This is a genomic window from Legionella sp. km535 (assembly GCF_003990085.1).
Taxonomy (GTDB): Bacteria; Pseudomonadota; Gammaproteobacteria; order Legionellales; family Legionellaceae; genus Legionella; species Legionella moravica.
Genome location: NZ_RZGU01000001.1, coordinates 267570 through 288217 on the forward strand (window position 1 = coordinate 267570; position 20648 = coordinate 288217).

Consider the following 20648-nt stretch of genomic DNA (forward strand, 5'->3'; position numbering starts at 1 on the left):
CTAATATTTCAATAGAAAAAATAGCTTAAATAAGGTATAAAAAAAGATAATGAGCAGTTAATTCAATGGTTCATTTGCTGAGTTTATTGGTCAGACTCATGTGAAATCAAAAGGATGGGATATGTTAAAAAGAATAATGATCGCTGGGTTAGGGGCTGCTTTTTCAATGAGTGTTTCTGCCGCAGAATTGGTTTATCAAGAGGAAATACCTGTACTTTGGTCGTCGATAATTACCTTAAGCGGCGGTGCTTCCTGGGCTTCTCCGGGACAAAATCAATATCTGTATCCTGAACCGATTCCGCGTTTTGATTACTATGCCTATAATTCGAAGACCGGTGTGATGGGGAACGCAGAAATTTTCTTTGGATTGCAGCGTATGGTTCGACCCAATATCCTGGGGGAATTGGGATTGGGTGTGGCTGGCGCCAGTGATGCCAAAGTTACCGGTACAGTCAATGTTGACGGGGTTCCTGATTTTTATTCATTTCAGTATAAAGTCAATCACGTTCGGGTTGAGATGAAGGGCAGGCTCATCGGAAATTTGGTTCAACCTGTACAGCCTTATATTAGCGGCAGTTTTGGAGCTGGATTTAATAATTCACATGGATACAACTCACTATCAGTCAGCCCTTATTTATACCCATCGCCCTGGTTTGCTGATAACACAACCATCGCCTTTTCCTATACATTGGGCGCAGGGGTGCAATTAATGCTTAATCCTAACTGGCAGGTTGCCGTTGGATATGAATGGGGCGATTGGGGTAAAAGTTATTTGGGTGGTGATGGCAATACGATTACCAAAGGACCGCGATTATCCCATCTTTATACCAATGAATTATTGTTTAGCTTAAGTTATTTGTTTACCTAGTGTTCTTTCAATGAGGGAAAGAACACTGGTGATGGTCAGCCTCTGTATTTGCGCAGTACTAATGCTGCGTTTGCACCACCAAAAGCAAAATGATTCGATAAAGCAATTTCAATCGCTTTGGGACGAGAGACATTCGGTACGTAGTCCAGATCGCAGGCAGGATCAGGAGTGTTTAAATTGATGGTGGGTAACAGGATGTCGTTCTGCAGGCACAAGGTTGTGGCTATAATTTCCATGGCGCCAGCGGCACCTATTGTATGCCCTGTCATGGCTTTTTGAGCTGTGATGGGGATTTCATACGCCTTTGCTCCAAAAACAGATTTTATGGTCTCCGTTTCTGTACTGTCATTTAACTGAGTTCCGGTGCCATGAGCATTGATGTAATGAATGTCATTTATCGATAATTTGGCATCATTTAATGCGGCAGTGATTGCACGTGATTGACCTTGAGAATTAGGTGCTGTGACGTGAAACGCATCGCAGCTGGCACCAAAACCAATGATTTCACCGAGAATTTTTGCTCCTCTTGCTTTAGCTTGCTGAAGCTCTTCCAGAATCAGTATGCCGGCACCATCGGCCATGACCATTCCATCTCGATTCAAATCGAAGGGACGACTGGCTTGAGAGGGGTTTTCATTGTTCGTTGACATGACGCGCAGTTTACACCAGCCGGCCATTACTGATTCCCAAATTAGAGACTCTGTTCCACCACATAACGCGGTAGAAATGTTTCCCTGGGAAATTTGTTGATAAGCAGTGCCTATGGCTTCTCCGGAAGAAACACAGGCATTGGATATGGTGGAGTTGGGTCCGCCGATACCAAAAGCAATGGCTACGTGATTTGCAACAGAGTTTGGCATTCCTCGAATCACACTCAAAGGTGGGATTTTTTTCCAGCTTTCAGTATAAAATGCTTTATAGCCTACTTCCAACTCAGGGTGACCACCAAGGCTTGTACCGATGTACGTTCCTGCAGACGCAAGATCTTCTGCCGTCAGCCCTGCCTGTTCAATTGCATGATGTGCACAATACAAGGCATATTGAGCTGCTTTGGGATAGCGTTTGCTTTTATTAAATTCTGGAAAATTATCCAGTGATAAATCCGTTATTTCCCCAGCAATTTGAGTGGTATAAGGGGACGGATCATAGGCTTGTATTCGTTTGATCCCACATAGACCCTGGATTGCGGCATTCCAAAATTTATTAATTCCAGTTCCTATGGAGGAAGTAATTTCCATGCCAGTGATCACAACCCTTTTTTTCATTAATGGTCCTTTTTATTCAATCTATGATGCCTTCCTTTAGGCGGCTATCAGCAATACTAAAGGTGAGGTTTAAATAATGTCAAGCTCTAATTAATATTAGTTTCAGCGGACGTGAAGCAGCGTTTATGAACGAGGTCGGGTAGGTTCGTTAATCTAAAGCTGCCACGTTCTGTAGTGCCAATCATCTGAACATTATGAACATACTGCCGAATCATAGTTTTTGTAATTGCTTTAAATTTATTTCCCAGTAGTCACAGGCATTTTGGATAAGAAAACCCAATCTTGAATACAAGTTAAGTGCTTTAAGATTATGTGTTTCAACATCCAGATTAAGGAGAGGTTTACCTTCGATTAATGCTTGATTGATGCAATAAGTAATTAAAGAGGTTCCTAGACCTTTACCTTGATAGGCGGGTAATATGGCGATATCGGAAAGAGTGGCTCCATTTTCTTGCCAACGAATATGGGCCTTCCCAATGGGTTTGTTATTTTTTATAGCAATGATGATTTGGTATTCCCTTCCTTCAATTATATGCTGGAATCGCTCAACCGATTCGACGTAATGTTTGGGAAAGCAGGCTTTATCAATGGCTGATAAAACAGGAATATCATTCATGTCGGCTTTACGAAAAGTCAACGATTTATTCGTATCAAGTAAGGGGTTTAACTCTTCCCGCTCCATGTAATATTCACTATGAAGGTAAGTAAATCCCTTTTCAAGTAACCATGGATCATTAAGATGTGAAGGACTTGAGAAAATCAATCGCTGAAATTCATGGTATTCAATAATGGGTATTATGGATTCTATGAGTTGCCTTGCTATTCCTCGTTTGCGTTCTGAAGGCTTTACCATGAGTGCGATTTCAACAGCATCTTCATAAAAGAAATAAGCACTTAAAAATCCGATTAACTCTTCTTTTTCATAATAAAGCGAGCTGGCTGGCAATGTACGAACCTGGCTCAAGATATGAATATAGGTATTGGGTATGCTTCCATCTGATTTTTTACAAATGGCCATTAACCCTTCAAGTTCCTTGAGTTGATGCTGATTAAGTTGGTTTAAGTTGGTAATCATAGTGGTGTTTATTATTAATATTTATTATTGCTAAGATTAGCGCGTTTTACCCAGAATTGCTTATTTTTTAGAAAAAAGTTTGAGATAAGCACCATAACCCCTTTGCGCCATTTGATCTTTGGGGATAAATTCTAAAGAAGCCGAATTAATGCAGTATCGAAGCCCTGTGGGTTGAGGGCCGTCGTTAAAAAGATCCCCCAAGTGTGAATCGCCAATTTTTGATTTGACTTCAGTGCGTGTAAAAAATAGGTAATGTCTGCCGGTATGCAAGGAAATAAATTGCAGGTCGATGGGTTTGGTAAAACTTGGCCAGCCAGTTCCTGAGGAAAATTTATCAGTAGAGCTAAATAAGGGTTCTCCTGAAACAATATCGACGTAGATTCCTTCAGCTTCATTATCCCAATACGCATTTTTGAATGGTGGCTCAGTTGCGCCTTCCTGGGTCACTTCATATTGCAAAGGAGTTAGTTGCTTCAGTTTTTGTTCCTTATCAAATGCGGGATTAGCTTGAGTCAGAAAACTGATGAAACATAAGAAGGCTACTAAAACGTATTTAATTGGATTCATGAGACCATACCTCTTCTACTCGAGCATCCCTGCCGCAACGGTATCGATAATATTTATAGCGAATCGGGTTTTTTTGATAATAATTTTGATGGTATTCCTCCGCGGGATAAAAATGTGTCGAAGGAGTTATTTCAGTATAGATATTGGGAAATGAAGGCAATAATGATTTTTTGATTGCTTCAGCCATTGTTTTTTGTTCTTCATTTAAATAGAAAACAGCGCTACGGTATTGATGTCCCTGATCACAGAATTGCCCATTTTGGTTTGTTGGGTCGATGTGTCTGAAAAAATAGTCAACGAGTTGCTTGTAGCTGAGTTTATTGGTGTCGAATTCTACCAGAACTGATTCTGCGTAGTTAGTCCCTCCGGTGGATACCTGTTCGTAGGTTGGGTTTTTAATGGTATCACCATCATAACCAGAGGTTGTTGAGATGACCCCGGGAAGATGATCAAAATCAGCTTCCATGCACCAGAAACATCCACCAGCAAAAATTGCCTGTTCGGTTTTGGCAAAGCCTATGGATGCTGTGAGTAGCAGGAGGCAGATAATAACTGAACGAATAAAGGGATCTTTCATGTTGGTTCCCTGTCTTGATGTTGCTGAGTGAAGTCACATCATTGAATTAAGTTTAGTACAAATCAACAAGCAGGGCTGCTGTTTTTTTTAAATTCCATCATGCGTATCCATGCCGTTATACAAACCAGAATACAAAACAGCCATGCTAAAGGATTAAAATATTCGGGGCATAAGGTCATGACAATAAAGAAAATGAATGCTTCTGCTCGCTCCATTAAACCCGGGCTGTAGTGAAAACTTTTATGTGTGGTGTTGTTGGTAAATATCCCCACAACCAGAAAGCTGGTAATGCACAGCAGGATACTGCCTAACATCAAAATAGAGGCAAGGGCGTTTTGGACAGGATTCACTAAATAAAATGCTAAAATCACTGCAAATTCAACGGTTCGGTCAATGAGAATATCCATTGCAGAGCCAAAGTCAGTTGATTTGCCTTGATAGCGGGCTAGTGAGCCATCAAGAGTATCCAGATACCCTGATACCAGGAGGCAAGCAATAGCTAGAAATGGTTTATTCAATAATAGGCACGGAATAAATAATAAACCAAAGAAGCCGGATAACCAGGTCATCGATAATGGTGTAATTCGCGTATTTAAACGGCGGACTAAAGGATCAACTAACAATCGTTGATAATGATGCCTTAATGTTTGTTCCAACATACTGTTTCCCTTCTGTGTTCATGAAGTTATGATTGCTGTGCTTTTTAAAAAATCAGATAGGGGCTCTCATTTTTAAGTAGCTGCCATGTTAAGAAGCTCTCCATTAACTGATGACAAAAAACACCACAAAAATCAGGCTTAAAATAATGACCAAGGGACTTTGTTTTTGTCGGGTTAACAGTTTGAGCATACTGTAAAGGATAATTCCTCCTCCAATACCATTTGCAATGGAGCCAGTAAAGGGAATCATCATGATGGTTAGCATGCATGGTGCGGTTTCACTAATATCGGGTAATTTCATATCGGTTAAATGTTTCATCATGCAACATGCTACATACAATAAGGCTGGACCAACCGCGAAACTGGGAATCATTTTGGCCAGAGGAAAAAAGAAGAGCATCAAGATAAATCCGGCTGCGATAACCAATGCGGTAATACCGGTTCTTCCACCTGCTTCTATTCCTGTAGCCGATTCTATATAGGGAGAGGTGCTTGCTGAACCCAAAAGTCCTGCTAAAGAGGATGCGGCGGCATCTGCAGTTAAACTGTAACTTAAACGTTTGGGATAATTGTGTTCCTGTTTGAATACCGTAGGATTGAGTAGTCCGATTAAAGTGCCTGTTGCATCAAATATGGCAATGAGGAAAAAGGTAAAGATAGCCTTTAATGCGGTTATACTGGTAAGACCAGAAAAATCAAGCTTTAAAAAAGTGGGCTCCATAGAGGGCGGTAAGGCAACCAAACCCTGCCAGGAAGTTAATCCAAGCATCAGACTCAATGCCGCGATACTGAGAATACTGATAATAATCGCGCCAGGTATGCGGTAATAATCAAGAGCTAATATCAGTAAAAAGCCTAAGAAAAACAAGCCGATTTCAGAATGATTGAGATTTCCAAGACGCATTAAACTGTGGGGATCATCAATAACAATATGATTGGTTTGCAAGGCAATTAAGGCAATTAACAAACTAATACCAATTAAAATCGCAATTTGTAAATTGTAAGGTATGGCTTCAATCAACAGGCGACGCAGGCCAGTCAAGGTGACCAACAGAAACAATAGACCTGAGATGAATACCATAGCCAGCGCATGCTGCCAATCAATTCCCATCCCCTGGACTACGCTATAAGAAAAATAAATATTTAATGCCATACCGGGTGCAACGCCAATGGGCGTATTGGCAATCAATCCAGTAAGGGCGCAGGCAAAAGCCGTAACCAAGCAGGTCGCGGTAAATACAGCCCCCTGATCCATACCCGCATCGTGCAAAATTGCAGGATTAACGAAGGCAATATACACCATGGTAAGGAAGGTTGTCATTCCTGCCAGGACCTCGGTTCTAAGGGTGGTTCCATTCAAAAAATTGGATTTTAAAATGTTCATCAGAAGATAGATTGGTAGGAAAATATAATGCTACACAAAGACGAGGGTTATTTGCAACTGAACTGATGCGGTTTTATGAATTAAGCTGTTGGCACAGCTTGATAGAAATTATTTCGTTGCCTAAATAAGCAGTGATGATTTAACGGTTCAAATTAGAAATGGAAATTGGATATAGCGAGGACAATTTCTATTGTGATTAAGACAATAATAATGATTTCCAGGTTATGCCCATGACGGTTTTCCAGATAATTATTGAACATATCAAAAATCTCATTGAGCGTATCCAGTCGGTGGTTGATTGCATTAACCCTTCTTTGGATATGCAAATAACGCTCGAGCATGGTGAAATGCTCTTCGAGAGTGGGGTGCTGCCAAAAGTATTTGGGGTGATAAAGAAAATTACTGATTAGATTCAACTCACTCTTGGCCCCCAGAATTTCTCCAATGACCTGTTGGATTTGTTTACGGCTAATTGGCATTTCACCTTTATGAGATAAACTTTGAATCATTGGATTGTATTTATCAATCAGCGCTTCAATGATTGTTTCAAAATATTGCAATTTTACTGATTGAGAAAAACCATAGGACAAACTGAGCTTCAGCTCGTCGCTGTCATCTTCCATTGTTAAACAGTCCACATCAAAAAAATCATGAGGTTCGATTGCGGTTTTGTTGGCGATTTGATAATGAAATTCATCATGGACTAATATCGCCACAGGCTTATCGATCAGGAGTTTAATCGTGTTCAGATAGTTATTGATTTCATATCGTTTAATGCCCCATGAAACGACTGTACCGTTCTTAAAAATAAACACAGTGTGATCTTTATGGGTATGAGAATTCAGTTTGAGCACATCTCGAGTTTTAGTTGAGTTGTATTCATTCGATAAATTTTTAAAATGGCTGTCTAAACGCGCTAAGTCAATCGATTTGGCAACACAAAAGCTTAAGCATTCCATGGTTATGATGATCCACAAATTGATAAGGCGTTTGCAGTACAATCAATTTGAGGCAAACGCCAATTATTAGCTTAAGTATACAATAATTTCAAAATTATTACACGCTATCTGCTGTCTCACGGCCTGGATAGGCTTTTTTCCGGTCGGTTGCTCCACCTAGCCATTGTGGGCATACTTCCAGAACTTCCGCGATTTTATCCAGTTGTTCTTTATTTGGAAGTACATGACCAAAAATCATTGAGTTTGCCAAATGGCGCGTAACTCCAAATACTTTTGAAACTGCTTTGGTTTTTTCAGTTAATTCTTCTGGAAAGCCCAGCGCAGCTAATTCGCGATTAAAGCGTTGTGAAAACACTTTACTGTTCATTTTCTCGCTCCATGAAAAAATAATTAATTCAGCACTGCCTTAAGGAGTGGCTGACCTTACATCAATACCTCGTCAATCCATGAACCAGGTAAGAGTGTTATAACTTATTTTTTTTCAATAGCAAAGACTTTTTATTAAAAAAATCAATTATTTTCATTGAGTTATCGAGCGCATAGCAATATGCCCAAGGAATGTTCGTTTAGAAAAATGAGGGGGCATATCCTCCAATTCACTGTTTTATGACAACAATTTAACAGGACATTGGAGGATTGAATCATGATTCAATCCTTTGAATAGGACGGAGGTACTACCATTAAGGTCACTGTTGTAAACTGTTGTTGATATTTATTGCTTAGGGGGATTTCAACGCACTTAAAATCCTGGGCCAAAAACTGTGATTTTAATTGATGATTTTTGATTGGGTCACATCCTTTTATAACCATCATCAATCCTTGCTTTTTTAATTCCCGTTTATCCAGCCATGGACTGAGTCTAAATGAATAACCTTCAAGCAATATGGGTCTGTTGGGTAGGTAGGCAGCAAGGTAATAATCGTAATTCTCATCACCAGCTACAAAACGTAAGGGCTTATTGGTAAAGTGATTCCAATAGCGTTGCGCTTCCTGGGCCAACATATAACTGGGGTTATTGGTTCGGGTGTATTTTGAGGAAAAATAGTTGGCAGCCATATAAATTCCCAGACTGCCTGAATGTGTTAATAACGCCATAAAAAGCAGGGGTTTTAGAAGCACCGCTCTGCTTTTTAATTGAAAATAGGACATTATTGCTGGCACTGTGAATGAAAAGAATGGAAAACCCCATTCAGGCTGTATTTTCAGACCAACAATAAATGAGATTAGAATAACCAAACATACAGGAGCAATTCCCAGATAAACTAAAAAGTTCCATTTCTCCTTGGGGGTTTCATTACGTGCGGGATGTATTCGTTTGGTTTTAATTAACAGAATCAGTATTGCCAGTGCCGGCGCTATGTGCCCTAGTTGTTCACGTAACGCTTTGATGGGATAGGACAAATGAGGGTGAAGTGTATAATGACTTGGGTCTTCACTTACTTTGCCATGAATAAACTCCAGGGTTAAAAAACCATGTTGGGCTACAGATATTAGATGCGGTATGAGTATCAATAGTGTGAGTCCCATAGCCATCACTAATTTGAATAAAAATTTATATTCAAAATGCCTCAGCAGATAGATCAGCGTAATAAAAATGATGAGCAGGGATTCATATTTAGCCAGAATTGATCCTGCTGTGACTAGCGCCAAAAAAATCCAGTCCTGTATTCGATTTGTATGGATGCAGCGATCAAAAAAGTAACATATCATGATCCAAAAAGGGAGCATGATGGTGTTTTGATTAAATTGAAGAACGAAATTAGCTTGATAATACAGGCAAAAGGAGGACATCATGCATGCGACAACAGCATCTTGAGAGCCTAAATAGCGTTTTGTTAATAGGAATATAAACAGCAAACTCGTCGATAAACATAAAACACTAGCACTAAAAGTCGCCACTTCATTATTGACGAAGAGAAGACTCATAAAATTGATGAGCCAGGTGCCAAGAGGCGGATGGCGATTATAGCTCCATGCCCAAGAGTTTCCCCAACTCAGGTTTTGTGCGGAGTCTGGTAATATTGATTGGTATCCAATAGAAGGGATCAGGATATACATTAATGAGAAACCCAGGATAAAGAAGCCGAGTACCTGTTTTGGATTAGTCGCTTCTGTATTGCGCATCAGGTATGTCTTCAGTGTTGATAAAGGACTAAACAAGTACTGTGTGCGCATTAATATTATCCTGTTTGGGCTTAAAATGAACCTAGTGTATTCGATTGCCTTATTCTATGGAAGCATGGAACAAATCTTTTGTATTCAGAAAATCAATCATAATGGATGCCTTCTTTCTCTGGAAGCACCATTTGGGCTTGGGTCTGTGGACTTTGACTTGGTTCATTACTCGCATACGTCTAAATACTGTGCCTTGACTTAGAATTGTCGACACCTCTTTTAATACCAGTCCAGCACTGCACTTTGGGTTCCGCGGTCATAGCCGCGGAAATTCGAAGAGAAACACTTGCTCACATCCCAACCGAATTCGCGCGGCTGTGACGGCGGGAACTAATGGATCTGCGCAGCTATTCTGGAGTTTGCGATCAAAGCTGCACCACGAAGGGGGTTATAGAGCAATTGCCAATAACCCCTAAATTACGGTGGTATTATCATTAGTCAGTTTTGGACGTCATGAACAGACCTTAATCGAATAGAATACTGCTATTAAACTGTTGAATATCCTTGCCATTCGCATGTTGTGCAACGTGATTAATTGAATTCAATAACGGTGTGGGCTTGAAAAAATGATGCGCCGCATAGATCAGTGTTCCTGTCCCGGATACTGAGGCACCAACTGCAACAGATACTGCACTGGCACTTCCTGCTGCTAAACCGGTGAACAATGCACCGGGGCCTGTCCATGCACCTAACGCGAAACCGATGCCAAAGCCGATCACTGCAGCAATGACCGTAACAGCCGCAGCGTATGCCAGAGCTAATAGGGCACTTTTAAGTTCGTAATGTGTTCCTTTAATCGCTTTGTTACACTTTGCGACGAATGATTTTAAGCAGGGTTCTTTATCATAAATGGTTCGATCTTCAAGTGTGTCCAGCAGGTTATGTGTTTCAATTCCCAGTATTTTGATGATTTCTGGGGATAAATTCTGGGCTTTATCGTTTAATTGATCCAGCGCACGATACAATTCAGAATCTTCAATGCATCGGTTTCGAGCATTTAGAATAGTCTTTCTTTGTTCGATTTCGTTGAGTAATTCTTGCGTTTTATTTAATTCTTCTTCTTGTCTGAGCAGGACCAATTTACGCGCTTCTAAAGTAATGAGATTCAATAATTCCTGTGAGCCATCTGCATTCCTTGCCGAAGTGGGTACAGCCGCTAAAAAGGGAATAGGTGCAAATTGTTGTTGAGCGTTCTCAAGAGCGTTTGGTAAAGCCGCATCGCTTTTAGTTCCTACCAATATTAATAAAGCATCAGGATTGAGTTGCCGGAACAGGGCAAGGTCATCATTGAGTTCATCAATTGTTTGTTGATCAAGGGGTTTGGATAAATCGACACAAGCAAAGCCAAAGTCTGAGTTGGGGAAAAAACATGAAGATATGCCTCTAAATTTTGGATTGCCGGACATATCCCATAAGCTTAGTGGAGTCTTTTTTATTCCTTCTCTATCTGGAATTTGGATGATGCTAAAATCAGCCCCAATTGAGCGGTTGTATCTTTGGCCGGGTTGATTGGTGTAATCAGGATTGCTAAGCTTTTTAATTAACTCCGTTTTACCTACACCTTCCGCACCAAAAGTAAACGCTTTTAGGTTCATTGTATTTATCTCAAGTTCAAGTTGTGCTTTATTATACGCCAAGGTGATAAAATCGCAACCACTAATTGCCCTGGATTGATCCAGTTCATTATCTTCTCTTCTAAGGGTTTTATTGGGTTTTATAAATAATTCGTATCGAATTGATTGAGTTGGGCATGTCGAAAAATAACAGGATTGACCCCGGGACACACCAAGGTGTAACCCGGGATTAAGGATTAGTCCTGGTTTGAATCAGATGTGTTTCTGGCAAAATAATTCAAATCCAGTTCTCGTGCTGCTTTTACATCATCAAGACGTTTTACGGGTAGGGTATGAGGCGCATCTTTCAGCAGATTGGGATTATTAGCAGCCTCCTCTCTGATGGTTTTCATGGCTTGAATGAAACCATCCAATTCTTCTTTGCTTTCAGTTTCAGTAGGCTCTATAAGGAGGCATTCCGGAACAAGCAAAGGAAAATAGGTCGTGGGGGCATGATAACGGTAATCCAACAGTCTTTTTGCCAAATCCATTGCCGTAATGCCAAAGCTCTTTTTCTCAGGACTCAACGTCAGAATGAATTCATGAGAGGCTCTTCTACCAGGATACGCGGGTGTAAATCCTGCTGAAGTTAATTTTTTGAGTAAATAATTGGCATTAAGTGTGGCGTATTCAGAAACGCGTAATAAACCTTCTTTACCTAACACAACCATATAGAAATAAGCGCGCAGCAAAATACTGGCATTACCCATAAAGCAGGATAAGCGGCCAATGCTTTGTGGATAATCTTGTTTAGTAGCCCATTGATACTCTGACCCCGTCTTTTTCACAACAGGCAGGGGCATAAATGGAACCAGCCTTTTACTGACCGCGACAGGACCTGCACCTGGACCTCCACCACCGTGGGGTGTAGCAAATGTCTTATGCAAGTTGAGGTGCATTACGTCAAATCCCATATCACCAGGTCTGACTTTTCCAAGAATGGCATTAAGATTGGCACCATCGTAATACAGTAACCCCCCTGCTTGATGCACCAGTGCAGCAATTTCTTTGATTTGCCGCATAAATAATCCCAGAGTTGAGGGATTGGTCAGCATGATTCCAGCTGTTCTGGGACCTACTTTACTTTTCAATTCTTCCAGATCAATGTCACCGTCTGCGCCGGTTGTAATTTCAATGACCTTAAACCCACACATGACTGCAGATGCTGGATTAGTTCCATGGGCTGCATCTGGAATCAGCATTTCATCACGAGCTGTATCTCCTCGTGATTGGTGGTAGGCCTTGATCATGGCTACCCCCGCAAACTCACCTTGCGAGCCTGCCATCGGCGTTAGAGATACTCCTGCCATACCGGTGATTTCTGCAATGTTGTTTTGTAAACGGTACAGCGACTCCAGGAAGCCTTGGCTGTCTCTTTCCAGCGCTAAAGGATGTCTATTGGCAAATCCAGGAATAGAGGCGGCTTTATGAACTCCTCGAGGGTTGTATTTCATGGTACAGGAGCCCAGAGGATAAAAATTGGTATCAATTGCAAAATTTTTATGGGACAAGCGGGTATAGTGGCGCACAACCTGTAATTCAGAGCAAGCGGGCATTTTAGGTGGAGTTTTACGTTGAAACTCAGCCGGTATCGCATAGGTGCTGTCTGTAATTTTAGGAGCCTGAGCAAAAGACTGCCGTCCGTTTTTGGATAATTCAAAAATCATCATAATAGGCCTTCCGTTTTTTGAATAAGTTCTTTGAACTCGTCTCGATACATCATCGGAGTGAACTCGATAAAGTGGTATTCAGCTATTTCAGCCAGAAAATAAGGATCTTTTTTAAATATAGATTCCAGGTATTCTCTATCATTAGTGTTGGCGATGATGATACCACCGGTTCGTGGCTTCATAGGACCTGAAAACAGCAAAAGTCCTTGTTTGTAATAGTAATCAAGAAACTCTCTATGAGCCTGCAGATATTTATCTACTTCGTTAAGAGGGGTCAGATACGTTAATTGTACGATAAACATCAGGCACCTCGCTTGGTCATAATGGTGTTTAATGTTCGGGCATAAGTTGCGATATCTTCAGGAGTACGCATTTCAGTAGCACAAACCAACAAAGTATTGGCCAGTTGTGGATAGTGATCGCCTGGTGCATACCCTCCTGCGATGCCTGCATCTGCTAATTGCTTTAATATCTCGTCAACCGGTCGATTCAGCTTGAGTAATGCCTCATGAAAATAAGGAGCTTTGAACACCTGTTCGACGCCCTCAATTTCGATGAGTGCTTTTATTAAATCATGAGTATTTTGATGGCACTGACTGGCAACCTGCCGAAGCCCATCAGCTCCAAGTAAACTCATGTGTATCGTAGCTGCAGTGACTAGCAAGCCTTGATTCGTACATATATTGGAGGTGGCTTTGGCGCGGCGTATGTGCTGTTCACGGGCTTGAAGGGTCAGGCTAAACCCTCTTTTGCCTTCTTTATCAACGGTACAGCCGATCAATCGTCCTGGCATTTGACGCACATGGGCCATTCGGGTACTTAAAAAGCCAAAGTAGGGTCCACCTGATGCCATAGGGGAACCTAAGGGTTGTCCTTCACCACACGCAATGTCAACTCCATGCGCACCCCATTGACCAGGAGGATTCAGTAAGGCCAATGACACGGGATTGACACATGCTACGCTGATTGTCTTGTTTTGATGTGCCCAGTCGGTGAGTTTGTCTACCTGTTCCAGACAACCAAAGAAATTGGGTTGTGCAATAATCAGCGCAGTAATATCTTCCCCGGAATATTGTTCCAAAGCAGATAAAGCAGTAATCCCTTGTTGCTCATCGAATGGAAGAGTAAGCACTTCAATATGCTGATTACGTACAACTGTTTCGATGGTTTCGCGATATAAGGGATGTACAGTGCCGGCTATTAATACTCTATTGGTTTTACTGTGTTTGTTCACTCTGACCGCCATGAGTACGGCTTCTGCAAGTGCAGTGGCGCCGTCATACATAGAGGCGTTTGACACTTCCATGCCCGTTAATTCGCAGATCATTGTTTGGTATTCATACAATAATTGCAACGTCCCTTGACTGGCTTCAGCTTGATAAGGGGTATACGCAGTTAAAAATTCACCGCGAGACGCAATATCCCACACCGCCGCAGGAATATGATGCTCATAACATCCTGCTCCGATAAAACAGATACCGTTACGGTTTTTATTTGCTAAATGCTGCGCTTCTTTCAGCATATCCATTTCATTGATGCCAGAAGGCATATTTTGAAATCCGGCATATTGCAGAGATGAAGGTATTTCATCAAACAATGCCTGGATTTCGTTGACGCCAATCTGCGTCAACATTTCTTTGGTATCTTCAGGAGTGTGTGGAATATAAGGCATGATTAATTTTCCTCAGCTATCTCGTTTTGATATTGATCAGCACTCAATAATTCGTTAATTTCGTTTGGATTACTGGGTTTGAGTTTAACCAGCCAGCCAGCGATATAGGGATCTGTATTCACAATGGCTGGGTTCTCAACTACCGCATCATTAACGGCGGTTACCACACCACTGATTGGAGCGTAAAAATCTGAAGCAGCTTTAACGGATTCAACAACACCTAATTCCTGTCCCGCACTGACTTCATCACCAATTTCAGGCAGTTCAACAAATACCATATCACCAAGTAATTGTTGTGCGTGATCGGTAATTCCTACAGTAACTTCGTCTTGGCCTGATTTTAACCATTCATGTGTTGCTGTGAATTTTAAATCATTCATTATTTTATCCTTATATAAAGTGCTTATTTTACGAGAATTAAGTTAGATGGCCTTTCCTTGTTTCACAAAACGTGGTTTCCCTACTTGTGCTGGAACCAGTTTACCTCGTATGTCTACCATGACCGTGTCGCCAGTTTCTACTGGAACACGTGCCAGAGCAATCGAGTGCTCCAATGTTGGAGAATAACTGCCACTGGTTATTATTCCATCAGGGCAACCTTCAATAATCACTTTTTGGCCATGACGCATGATGCCTTTATCCAATAGAGTGAGTCCAACCATTTTTCGCTTAACTCCCTGTTGTTTCTGGGAATATAAGGCACCCATACCGATAAAGTCTCGATCTTGAGGCTCCCATTTGACGGTCCAGGCGAGTCCTGATTCAAGAGGAGTGGTTGTTTCATCCATATCTTGGCCATAGAGCATCATGCCGGCCTCCAGCCTGAGGGTATCTCGGGCGGCGAGTCCGCATGGTTTTGCTCCGGCTTTTACTAAATCATCCCATAATTGGGTAATAAGTTCCCAGGGAACGATGATTTCAAATCCGTCTTCTCCGGTGTACCCTGTGCGAGCAAAAAACCAGTTATCCACATCCACACATTCAAAGTTGGTCAGGGTTGAAACCGCATCGATTTGAGCCGGGCTTAGGACAGTCAAGGTTTTGGCTATGGCATTAGGACCTTGCACAGCAATCATCGCCAATTCTTGTCGTTCTTGTAATCCTACAGCAAATCCTTCACTTTTCTTACGAATCCAGTTGATATCATTTTGTCGAGTTGCTGAGTTGAGTACTACGCGATAATTATCTGAGGCACGTTGATAAACGATTAAATCATCAATAATGCCACCATGTTCATTGCACATACAGCTGTATAATGCTTTGCCATTATGGTGTAACTGATCGACGTCATTAGTCAGTAATTTACGCAAAAATTGACGTCCACCGGCACCAAGAATATCAACTATAGTCATATGTGATACGTCAAAAATACCTGCATCTTTGCGGACAAAATGATGTTCGTTGAGTTGAGAACCGTAGTGCAGAGGCATATCCCAGCCATGAAAATCAACCATTTTTGCGCCACTTGCCAGATGGGTGGCGTGAAGAGGGGTTTTTGCAATCATTGCATATCCTTATTTATCACCTTGATGCTTGTGATTATACTCGTTGCGATTAAATTTGCGAGATTTAGCTTTTGATTTTTCGCATAATTAAACGAAATAGCTATATACTGTAAATTTAAGGGATTTTTATAATGAATTGGCTTAATTCTGGGAGATGGGTGCTGGATTTAGGTTGGTTGACCTTTCTTTTAGTACTTTTAAGGCATTTTTGGCGAAATCGATCAGACTTGGTGCAGTCAAAATCCTGGTTAAAGGTTAAAGGCCATATTATCCGTTGTGACTGGACCAAAGTGGGGCATAGTCACTGGCCTAAGGTTGAATACAGTTATCAGGTTCAGGATAAAGACTTGATTGGCGAGTATTTGTTTTTAGATACGTCACACAACAACCCCAATTCCAAATATGCCCGTTTGGTTGCATATAAAGCTGCGATGGCCTTTAAAGAGAACTCAGAAATTGATGTGTATTATAATCCGAATAATCCGGAACAGTCTGCTTTGGATGTTACTATTCCGGTTAAATTAAATTTTATTGTTATTGTACTTTGCTGCTTAATCGTTTTTCATATTGGGTTCATTGTTTATCGGATTATTGGGTAGTGTTTTCGGTTTCAGGAGTTTTACACTCACATGGAGGCTCTGTAATCCCGGCTTGTAAACTGGTTACAGCAAAACCTCTCACTCCTTGTCCTGAAGGCGCTTGGGTAAAGCTTAAGACAACCTTTAAATTTTGCTGCTGTTGGTATTGTGGATTTTTATAAACAACCAGCACGGTCATGGTTGCTTGCCAATGAGTTGGATCCAGTGTTGTTAATACAGGGGGTTGGGTGGCAACTGCAGTGACTTCGTATGAATTTTTCTGCACGGCTTCCGGTAATTTCGAGTCATTAAGGGCTTTGGTATATGCTATCCAGCCATCAGATGTAAAATATTTGGCAATTTCTTTCTGCTGTTGCAAGTAGTTTTTAAAGTCAAAAGTATACGTTGCTATAATGGCTTCATTTGCCCAGACTGCCAATTGCGTTCTATCTGGCGCTGCGATTCCTGTATGGGGTGCCAAAAACAATAATAAGCCAGCTGCAATAGTAAACAGTTTAGTCATCGATGTATTCTCAATAGTGGTATGGTTCCAGTTTAGTCCTATTGTGCGGGACTTACCTCAACATTGTGATGAATCATGATACGTGTGTCCATACATCATGAGCCAATTAAAACTGATTGAAAGTTTAATATAAAAAAAACCCCGGTTAAAGTACCGGGGAACATTATGTGTCTGAATTGGATGAAAACAGACACTACCCCGCATAAAGAGGGGAAAGCGGGGCAGAGTATTCGGGGGGGAATACTCACAACTTTAGACACCGGGTTCGCAAGAAAGTTCAATATTTATTCAAAAAAATACAATTACCCACGTCATCGCGTTCGGGATGACGGCTCTCCCAATGCAGGCACCGCACCATATTCAGGAGAGCCCTCGTTGCAATCGGGATGACGGCTCTCAGTTTCGTCATCCTGAACGTAGTGAAGGATCTTCCAACGCAAGCACCGCACCATATTCAGGAGATCCCTCACTGAGTTCGGGATGACGTGGGTAGTTACAAAAAAACAAATAAGTAACTTATTGCTTTAATTTGTTCAGGAGCTGCGTAGATTCATATAATCTTATTCATTGCCTCTGATTCAGCAAGTTAAAGCTCCTTGTTGTAATAATATTGGCTTCTGTGTAAAATTTCGGCCCTTTTAAATCATGGATATTAAATCAATGTATTCAAGTAAATTTTTTCAAATGTTCGAGGGGGCATCCAGCACTCCTGCAATTAAAAATGAACTCTTACAACACAGTGATATAGAGCATATATTGTCCCATGCTCAATCAGGTTCTCTAGTGGTTTTAGACATTGATGACACGATAGGGCGAGTACCTCAAGCTATAGGCCTTGATTCCTGGTTTCGTATGAGATTACAACAACACGCTGCAGATGGACACGCTCCATCTCAAGCCCTTCTTTTGACTATCGAGATATACAATTTGGCCCAACTGGCTTCAACAGAGATGGTGCCTGTCGATAAATCCAAAAATGTCGCTGATATTATTGAGCAATTAAAGAAAAATCAGGTAACTGTCATTGGTTTAACTGCTCGAAATCACATCTTGACTGACAAAACACTGTCGTTGCTTGATACTCTAGGGGTGTCTTTTAGCAGTGGAGTTCTAAACGATGCCACATTTACTCTTAATGACAAGCTCGTGGAAATTAAAAACGGAGTCATTTTTGCAAACGGCAATGACAAAGGCCACTGTTTTGAGTATGTGGTAAGTCAAGGCTATTTATTACGAGACATTGGCTCTTTTCATAGCATCGATTTTGTAGATGATAGTGAGCGAAATTGTCACGCCGTGCATGCTGCCTTTGAACGAATGAACATTACTATGAGTCGAGTATGGCATTACCCTTATGCTGAACTGCACTTAACGTTTACAGCGGTTGATCAGAAACGTGCTGATATTCAAGAGCTGCATTTATTAGAAAAACAAGTTTTATTAACTGATGAAGAAGCGGATCAATTACTGTCTGCTCCCTGTTCTTCATTTTAATTGCGAGCACAAAGCCTGGATTGCTGGACCCGTTATCAAGATGTCGATCTCTTAATGGCGAGTACAATCTTATCCATGTTCTTTGTTTTAATTATGAAGCGATCCAGGCAAAACACCGGGGCAGGGAGGCTCTTGGTATAAAATATCACGGTATTGATCCAAAATAGAGATCTTGTCAGATCATTTTGCCTTGGTAAATCGCATGACGTATACAGCTTCGCACCATTTTGTGGTATTTTATTTGAAGTGGGACTTACGAAAATGCTTACTACGAAATGCTTACTAAGCCCTGTCTATAATTAAGGTATATAAGCTATGGTTCGTAACAGCCGTTTTTATTCTGCAAACCCTGATACAGTCGGCCGATTCATTAATCGCTGGGACATCCTGTTACTTATTTTAATCTTTTCCGTTTTGTTCTTTTTAGGCTGGGCTGGATCGCAAATGGCCACCCCGTATCAGTTGGGTGATCAGATCCCTATATCTTTGGCTCCCTCCAATCTTCCTTTTTATGCTTTGCGCACCGTTTTACGCTTATTTATCGCTTTAATTTTTTCCATTATATTTACGTTTATAGTGGGCGCATTGGCCGCTAAAAACCGTCGGGCAGAGCAAGTCATTATTCCTGCGATTGATATCTTGCAATCCATCCCCGTACTCAGTTTTTTATCCATTACGGTTACAGGCTTTATTCATTTGTTTCCCAACAGTTTGTTAGGCCCTGAGTGCGCTTCCATTTTTGCTATATTTTGTGCTCAGGTCTGGAATATGACCTTTGGCTTTTATCAATCATTAAAAACTTTGCCTCATGATTTAAAGGAAGTTTCATCCATGTTCCGGCTTTCGGCATGGCAGCGATTCTGGAAGGTGGAAGTTCCATTTTCCATGTCCGGATTATTATGGAATATGATGATATCGATGTCGGCAAGCTGGTTCTTTGTGGTTTTATCTGAAGCCATTTCTGTAGCCCATCAAAACATTCGATTACCTGGTGTTGGGTCATACATCGCTTTGGCTATTGCTCAGAAAGATTTGCATGCGGTGGGTTATGCGATACTGACGATGATGATCGTTATTTTCTTATACGACCAAATTCTGTTTCGACCTTTAATTGCCTGGTCGGAAAAATTTAAAGTGGAACAATCACCTGATGAATCGGAATATCAATCCTGGCTTATTGACTTGATTCGCGGCAGTCGGTTGATGAAACGATTTACCAAGGGAATTGGGATATTAGTCGGTGGTTTTGTGAACGCCCGATGGTTACGCATCAGTGAACCTAAAGCGGTCAAGGAGATTGATTTTAAACGGCAGAAGCGTCTGGATCGGATATGGAGCGCTCTGGTTCTGTTGTCTATAATCAGCGGCAGTTGGTTGTTATTAAGATTTATTCTTGCTGAACTAAAGGTCAGCGATATTGTGCATGTATTTTTACTTGGAGCGGCTACAGGAACACGAGTTATCGTGTTAATTATATTAAGTTCGTTAATATGGATACCGGTTGGAGTATGGATAGGTTTAAGACCTCGAATAGCTCAAAAGATACAACCTGTAATACAGTTTGTCGCTGCCTTTCCAGCTAATTTATTTTATCCTCTGTTCGTCATCGCCATAGTTGAGTTTCATTTAAGTGTAGAAATATGGGTTACCCCGCTGATGATTTTGGGAACTCAGTGGTATATTTTATTTAATGTTATCGCTGGGGCATCAAGCATTCCAAGGGACTTATATCTTGCTGCGGATAATTTTGGTCTGAAAGGATGGAATTGGTGGAAGCGCCTGGCGTTGCCCGGTATTTTTCCATTTTATATCACGGGCGCAATCACTGCCGCAGGCGGCGCCTGGAACGCCAGTATTGTGGCTGAATGGGTGAGTTGGGGAAACATTACGCTTCAAGCGACTGGATTGGGGGAATACATACAAGCCAGTACAACAGCAGGTGATTTTCCAAAAATTGCTCTGGGGACTGCGATGATGTGTATTTATGTTTTGGCTTTTAATCACCTCATCTGGCGTCCACTCTATCGATTAGCTGAAGAGCGTTTTAATTTTAATTGAGGCACT

At 41.2% G+C, this 20648-nt stretch carries 20 protein-coding genes; 4 read left to right on the forward strand and 16 right to left on the reverse strand.

Going from position 1 to position 20648, the window contains the following annotated elements:
* The first annotated feature begins 121 nt into the window (after nucleotides 1-121).
* A complete protein-coding gene (locus ELY21_RS01135) occupies nucleotides 122-868 on the forward strand; it encodes an outer membrane protein (protein ID WP_127106085.1) in 747 nt (248 codons plus the stop codon).
* A 35-nt stretch (nucleotides 869-903) separates the two neighbouring features.
* On the opposite strand, the gene ELY21_RS01140 is transcribed toward ELY21_RS01135, so the two are convergent.
* From ELY21_RS01140 to gcvT, 15 genes are all read right to left on the reverse strand, one after another.
* Complete coding sequence (locus ELY21_RS01140) at nucleotides 904-2133, reverse strand: beta-ketoacyl synthase (protein ID WP_028385474.1); 1230 nt, start codon at nucleotides 2131-2133, stop codon at nucleotides 904-906.
* A 211-nt stretch (nucleotides 2134-2344) separates the two neighbouring features.
* Nucleotides 2345-3208: a GNAT family N-acetyltransferase gene (locus ELY21_RS01145; protein ID WP_127106087.1), complete on the reverse strand. Its 864-nt coding sequence runs from the start codon at nucleotides 3206-3208 to the stop codon at nucleotides 2345-2347.
* Nucleotides 3209-3268: 60 nt separating this feature from the next.
* Complete coding sequence (gene msrB / locus ELY21_RS01150) at nucleotides 3269-3775, reverse strand: peptide-methionine (R)-S-oxide reductase MsrB (RefSeq protein ID WP_127106089.1); 507 nt, start codon at nucleotides 3773-3775, stop codon at nucleotides 3269-3271.
* On the reverse strand, nucleotides 3762-4352 hold the full coding sequence (msrA, locus tag ELY21_RS01155) for a peptide-methionine (S)-S-oxide reductase MsrA (RefSeq protein ID WP_127106091.1): 591 nt from the start codon (nucleotides 4350-4352) through the stop codon (nucleotides 3762-3764). Before msrA ends, msrB begins: the two co-directional genes overlap by 14 nt.
* A gap of 62 nt (nucleotides 4353-4414) precedes the next feature.
* Complete coding sequence (locus ELY21_RS01160; RefSeq protein WP_127106093.1) at nucleotides 4415-5011, reverse strand: CDP-alcohol phosphatidyltransferase family protein; 597 nt, start codon at nucleotides 5009-5011, stop codon at nucleotides 4415-4417.
* A gap of 103 nt (nucleotides 5012-5114) precedes the next feature.
* Complete coding sequence (locus tag ELY21_RS01165; RefSeq protein ID WP_127106095.1) at nucleotides 5115-6395, reverse strand: NCS2 family permease; 1281 nt, start codon at nucleotides 6393-6395, stop codon at nucleotides 5115-5117.
* Nucleotides 6396-6547: 152 nt separating this feature from the next.
* Nucleotides 6548-7354: an RMD1 family protein gene (locus ELY21_RS01170; RefSeq protein WP_127106097.1), complete on the reverse strand. Its 807-nt coding sequence runs from the start codon at nucleotides 7352-7354 to the stop codon at nucleotides 6548-6550.
* Nucleotides 7355-7451: 97 nt separating this feature from the next.
* On the reverse strand, nucleotides 7452-7721 hold the full coding sequence (locus tag ELY21_RS01175; RefSeq protein WP_028385467.1) for a hypothetical protein: 270 nt from the start codon (nucleotides 7719-7721) through the stop codon (nucleotides 7452-7454).
* Between the two features lie 281 nt (nucleotides 7722-8002).
* A complete protein-coding gene (locus ELY21_RS01180; RefSeq protein WP_127106099.1) occupies nucleotides 8003-9529 on the reverse strand; it encodes a glycosyltransferase family 39 protein in 1527 nt (508 codons plus the stop codon).
* A 464-nt stretch (nucleotides 9530-9993) separates the two neighbouring features.
* Entirely contained in the window at nucleotides 9994-11313 is a 1320-nt protein-coding gene (locus ELY21_RS01185) for a hypothetical protein (protein ID WP_127106101.1), read from the reverse strand.
* Between the two features lie 26 nt (nucleotides 11314-11339).
* The gene (gene gcvPB, locus ELY21_RS01190; protein WP_127106103.1) at nucleotides 11340-12812 is read right to left on the reverse strand and encodes an aminomethyl-transferring glycine dehydrogenase subunit GcvPB; all 1473 of its coding nucleotides are present in this window, start codon (nucleotides 12810-12812) and stop codon (nucleotides 11340-11342) included.
* Complete coding sequence (locus ELY21_RS01195; protein ID WP_028385463.1) at nucleotides 12809-13114, reverse strand: YciI family protein; 306 nt, start codon at nucleotides 13112-13114, stop codon at nucleotides 12809-12811. The genes gcvPB and ELY21_RS01195 overlap by 4 nt, the downstream gene beginning before the upstream one ends.
* Nucleotides 13114-14484: an aminomethyl-transferring glycine dehydrogenase subunit GcvPA gene (gcvPA, locus tag ELY21_RS01200; protein ID WP_127106105.1), complete on the reverse strand. Its 1371-nt coding sequence runs from the start codon at nucleotides 14482-14484 to the stop codon at nucleotides 13114-13116. Before gcvPA ends, ELY21_RS01195 begins: the two co-directional genes overlap by 1 nt.
* A 2-nt stretch (nucleotides 14485-14486) precedes the next feature.
* Complete coding sequence (gene gcvH / locus ELY21_RS01205) at nucleotides 14487-14864, reverse strand: glycine cleavage system protein GcvH (protein ID WP_127106107.1); 378 nt, start codon at nucleotides 14862-14864, stop codon at nucleotides 14487-14489.
* 42 nt (nucleotides 14865-14906) lie between these two features.
* Complete coding sequence (gene gcvT, locus ELY21_RS01210; protein WP_127106109.1) at nucleotides 14907-15989, reverse strand: glycine cleavage system aminomethyltransferase GcvT; 1083 nt, start codon at nucleotides 15987-15989, stop codon at nucleotides 14907-14909.
* A gap of 131 nt (nucleotides 15990-16120) precedes the next feature.
* Between gcvT and ELY21_RS01215 the strand changes: the two genes are divergently transcribed.
* Entirely contained in the window at nucleotides 16121-16588 is a 468-nt protein-coding gene (locus tag ELY21_RS01215) for a DUF3592 domain-containing protein (RefSeq protein ID WP_127106111.1), read from the forward strand.
* Here the strand turns inward: ELY21_RS01215 and ELY21_RS01220 are convergent.
* Entirely contained in the window at nucleotides 16578-17090 is a 513-nt protein-coding gene (locus ELY21_RS01220) for a DotI/IcmL family type IV secretion protein (RefSeq protein WP_127106113.1), read from the reverse strand. The two genes, ELY21_RS01215 and ELY21_RS01220, sit on opposite strands and share 11 nt — an antisense overlap.
* Before the next feature lie 660 nt (nucleotides 17091-17750).
* Here ELY21_RS01220 and ELY21_RS01225 point away from each other — a divergent pair.
* Nucleotides 17751-18584 carry a DUF2608 domain-containing protein gene (locus tag ELY21_RS01225; protein WP_158618489.1) on the forward strand — a complete coding sequence of 278 codons (834 nt, stop codon included), beginning with the start codon at nucleotides 17751-17753 and terminating at the stop codon, nucleotides 18582-18584.
* Nucleotides 18585-18899: 315 nt separating this feature from the next.
* Complete coding sequence (locus ELY21_RS01230) at nucleotides 18900-20642, forward strand: ABC transporter permease subunit (protein WP_127106117.1); 1743 nt, start codon at nucleotides 18900-18902, stop codon at nucleotides 20640-20642.
* Nucleotides 20643-20648 lie beyond the last annotated feature (6 nt).

Excerpts from the sequence above, each read along its gene's own strand:
- ELY21_RS01195 (WP_028385463.1), bottom strand. The coding sequence starts at position 13,114 with ATGTTTATCGTACAATTAACGTATCTGACCCCTCTTAACGAAGTAGAT.
- ELY21_RS01220 (WP_127106113.1), bottom strand. The coding sequence starts at position 17,090 with ATGACTAAACTGTTTACTATTGCAGCTGGCTTATTATTGTTTTTGGCA.
- ELY21_RS01160 (WP_127106093.1), bottom strand. The coding sequence starts at position 5,011 with ATGTTGGAACAAACATTAAGGCATCATTATCAACGATTGTTAGTTGAT.
- ELY21_RS01165 (WP_127106095.1), bottom strand. The coding sequence starts at position 6,395 with ATGAACATTTTAAAATCCAATTTTTTGAATGGAACCACCCTTAGAACC.
- gcvPA (WP_127106105.1), bottom strand. The coding sequence starts at position 14,484 with ATGCCTTATATTCCACACACTCCTGAAGATACCAAAGAAATGTTGACG.
- ELY21_RS01140 (WP_028385474.1), bottom strand. The coding sequence starts at position 2,133 with ATGAAAAAAAGGGTTGTGATCACTGGCATGGAAATTACTTCCTCCATA.
- ELY21_RS01180 (WP_127106099.1), bottom strand. The coding sequence starts at position 9,529 with ATGCGCACACAGTACTTGTTTAGTCCTTTATCAACACTGAAGACATAC.
- ELY21_RS01225 (WP_158618489.1), top strand. The coding sequence starts at position 17,751 with ATGTATTCAAGTAAATTTTTTCAAATGTTCGAGGGGGCATCCAGCACT.
- ELY21_RS01230 (WP_127106117.1), top strand. The coding sequence starts at position 18,900 with ATGGTTCGTAACAGCCGTTTTTATTCTGCAAACCCTGATACAGTCGGC.
- msrA (WP_127106091.1), bottom strand. The coding sequence starts at position 4,352 with ATGAAAGATCCCTTTATTCGTTCAGTTATTATCTGCCTCCTGCTACTC.
- ELY21_RS01175 (WP_028385467.1), bottom strand. The coding sequence starts at position 7,721 with ATGAACAGTAAAGTGTTTTCACAACGCTTTAATCGCGAATTAGCTGCG.
- ELY21_RS01215 (WP_127106111.1), top strand. The coding sequence starts at position 16,121 with ATGAATTGGCTTAATTCTGGGAGATGGGTGCTGGATTTAGGTTGGTTG.
- ELY21_RS01135 (WP_127106085.1), top strand. The coding sequence starts at position 122 with ATGTTAAAAAGAATAATGATCGCTGGGTTAGGGGCTGCTTTTTCAATG.
- gcvH (WP_127106107.1), bottom strand. The coding sequence starts at position 14,864 with ATGAATGATTTAAAATTCACAGCAACACATGAATGGTTAAAATCAGGC.
- gcvT (WP_127106109.1), bottom strand. The coding sequence starts at position 15,989 with ATGATTGCAAAAACCCCTCTTCACGCCACCCATCTGGCAAGTGGCGCA.
- ELY21_RS01170 (WP_127106097.1), bottom strand. The coding sequence starts at position 7,354 with ATGGAATGCTTAAGCTTTTGTGTTGCCAAATCGATTGACTTAGCGCGT.
- msrB (WP_127106089.1), bottom strand. The coding sequence starts at position 3,775 with ATGAATCCAATTAAATACGTTTTAGTAGCCTTCTTATGTTTCATCAGT.
- ELY21_RS01145 (WP_127106087.1), bottom strand. The coding sequence starts at position 3,208 with ATGATTACCAACTTAAACCAACTTAATCAGCATCAACTCAAGGAACTT.
- gcvPB (WP_127106103.1), bottom strand. The coding sequence starts at position 12,812 with ATGATGATTTTTGAATTATCCAAAAACGGACGGCAGTCTTTTGCTCAG.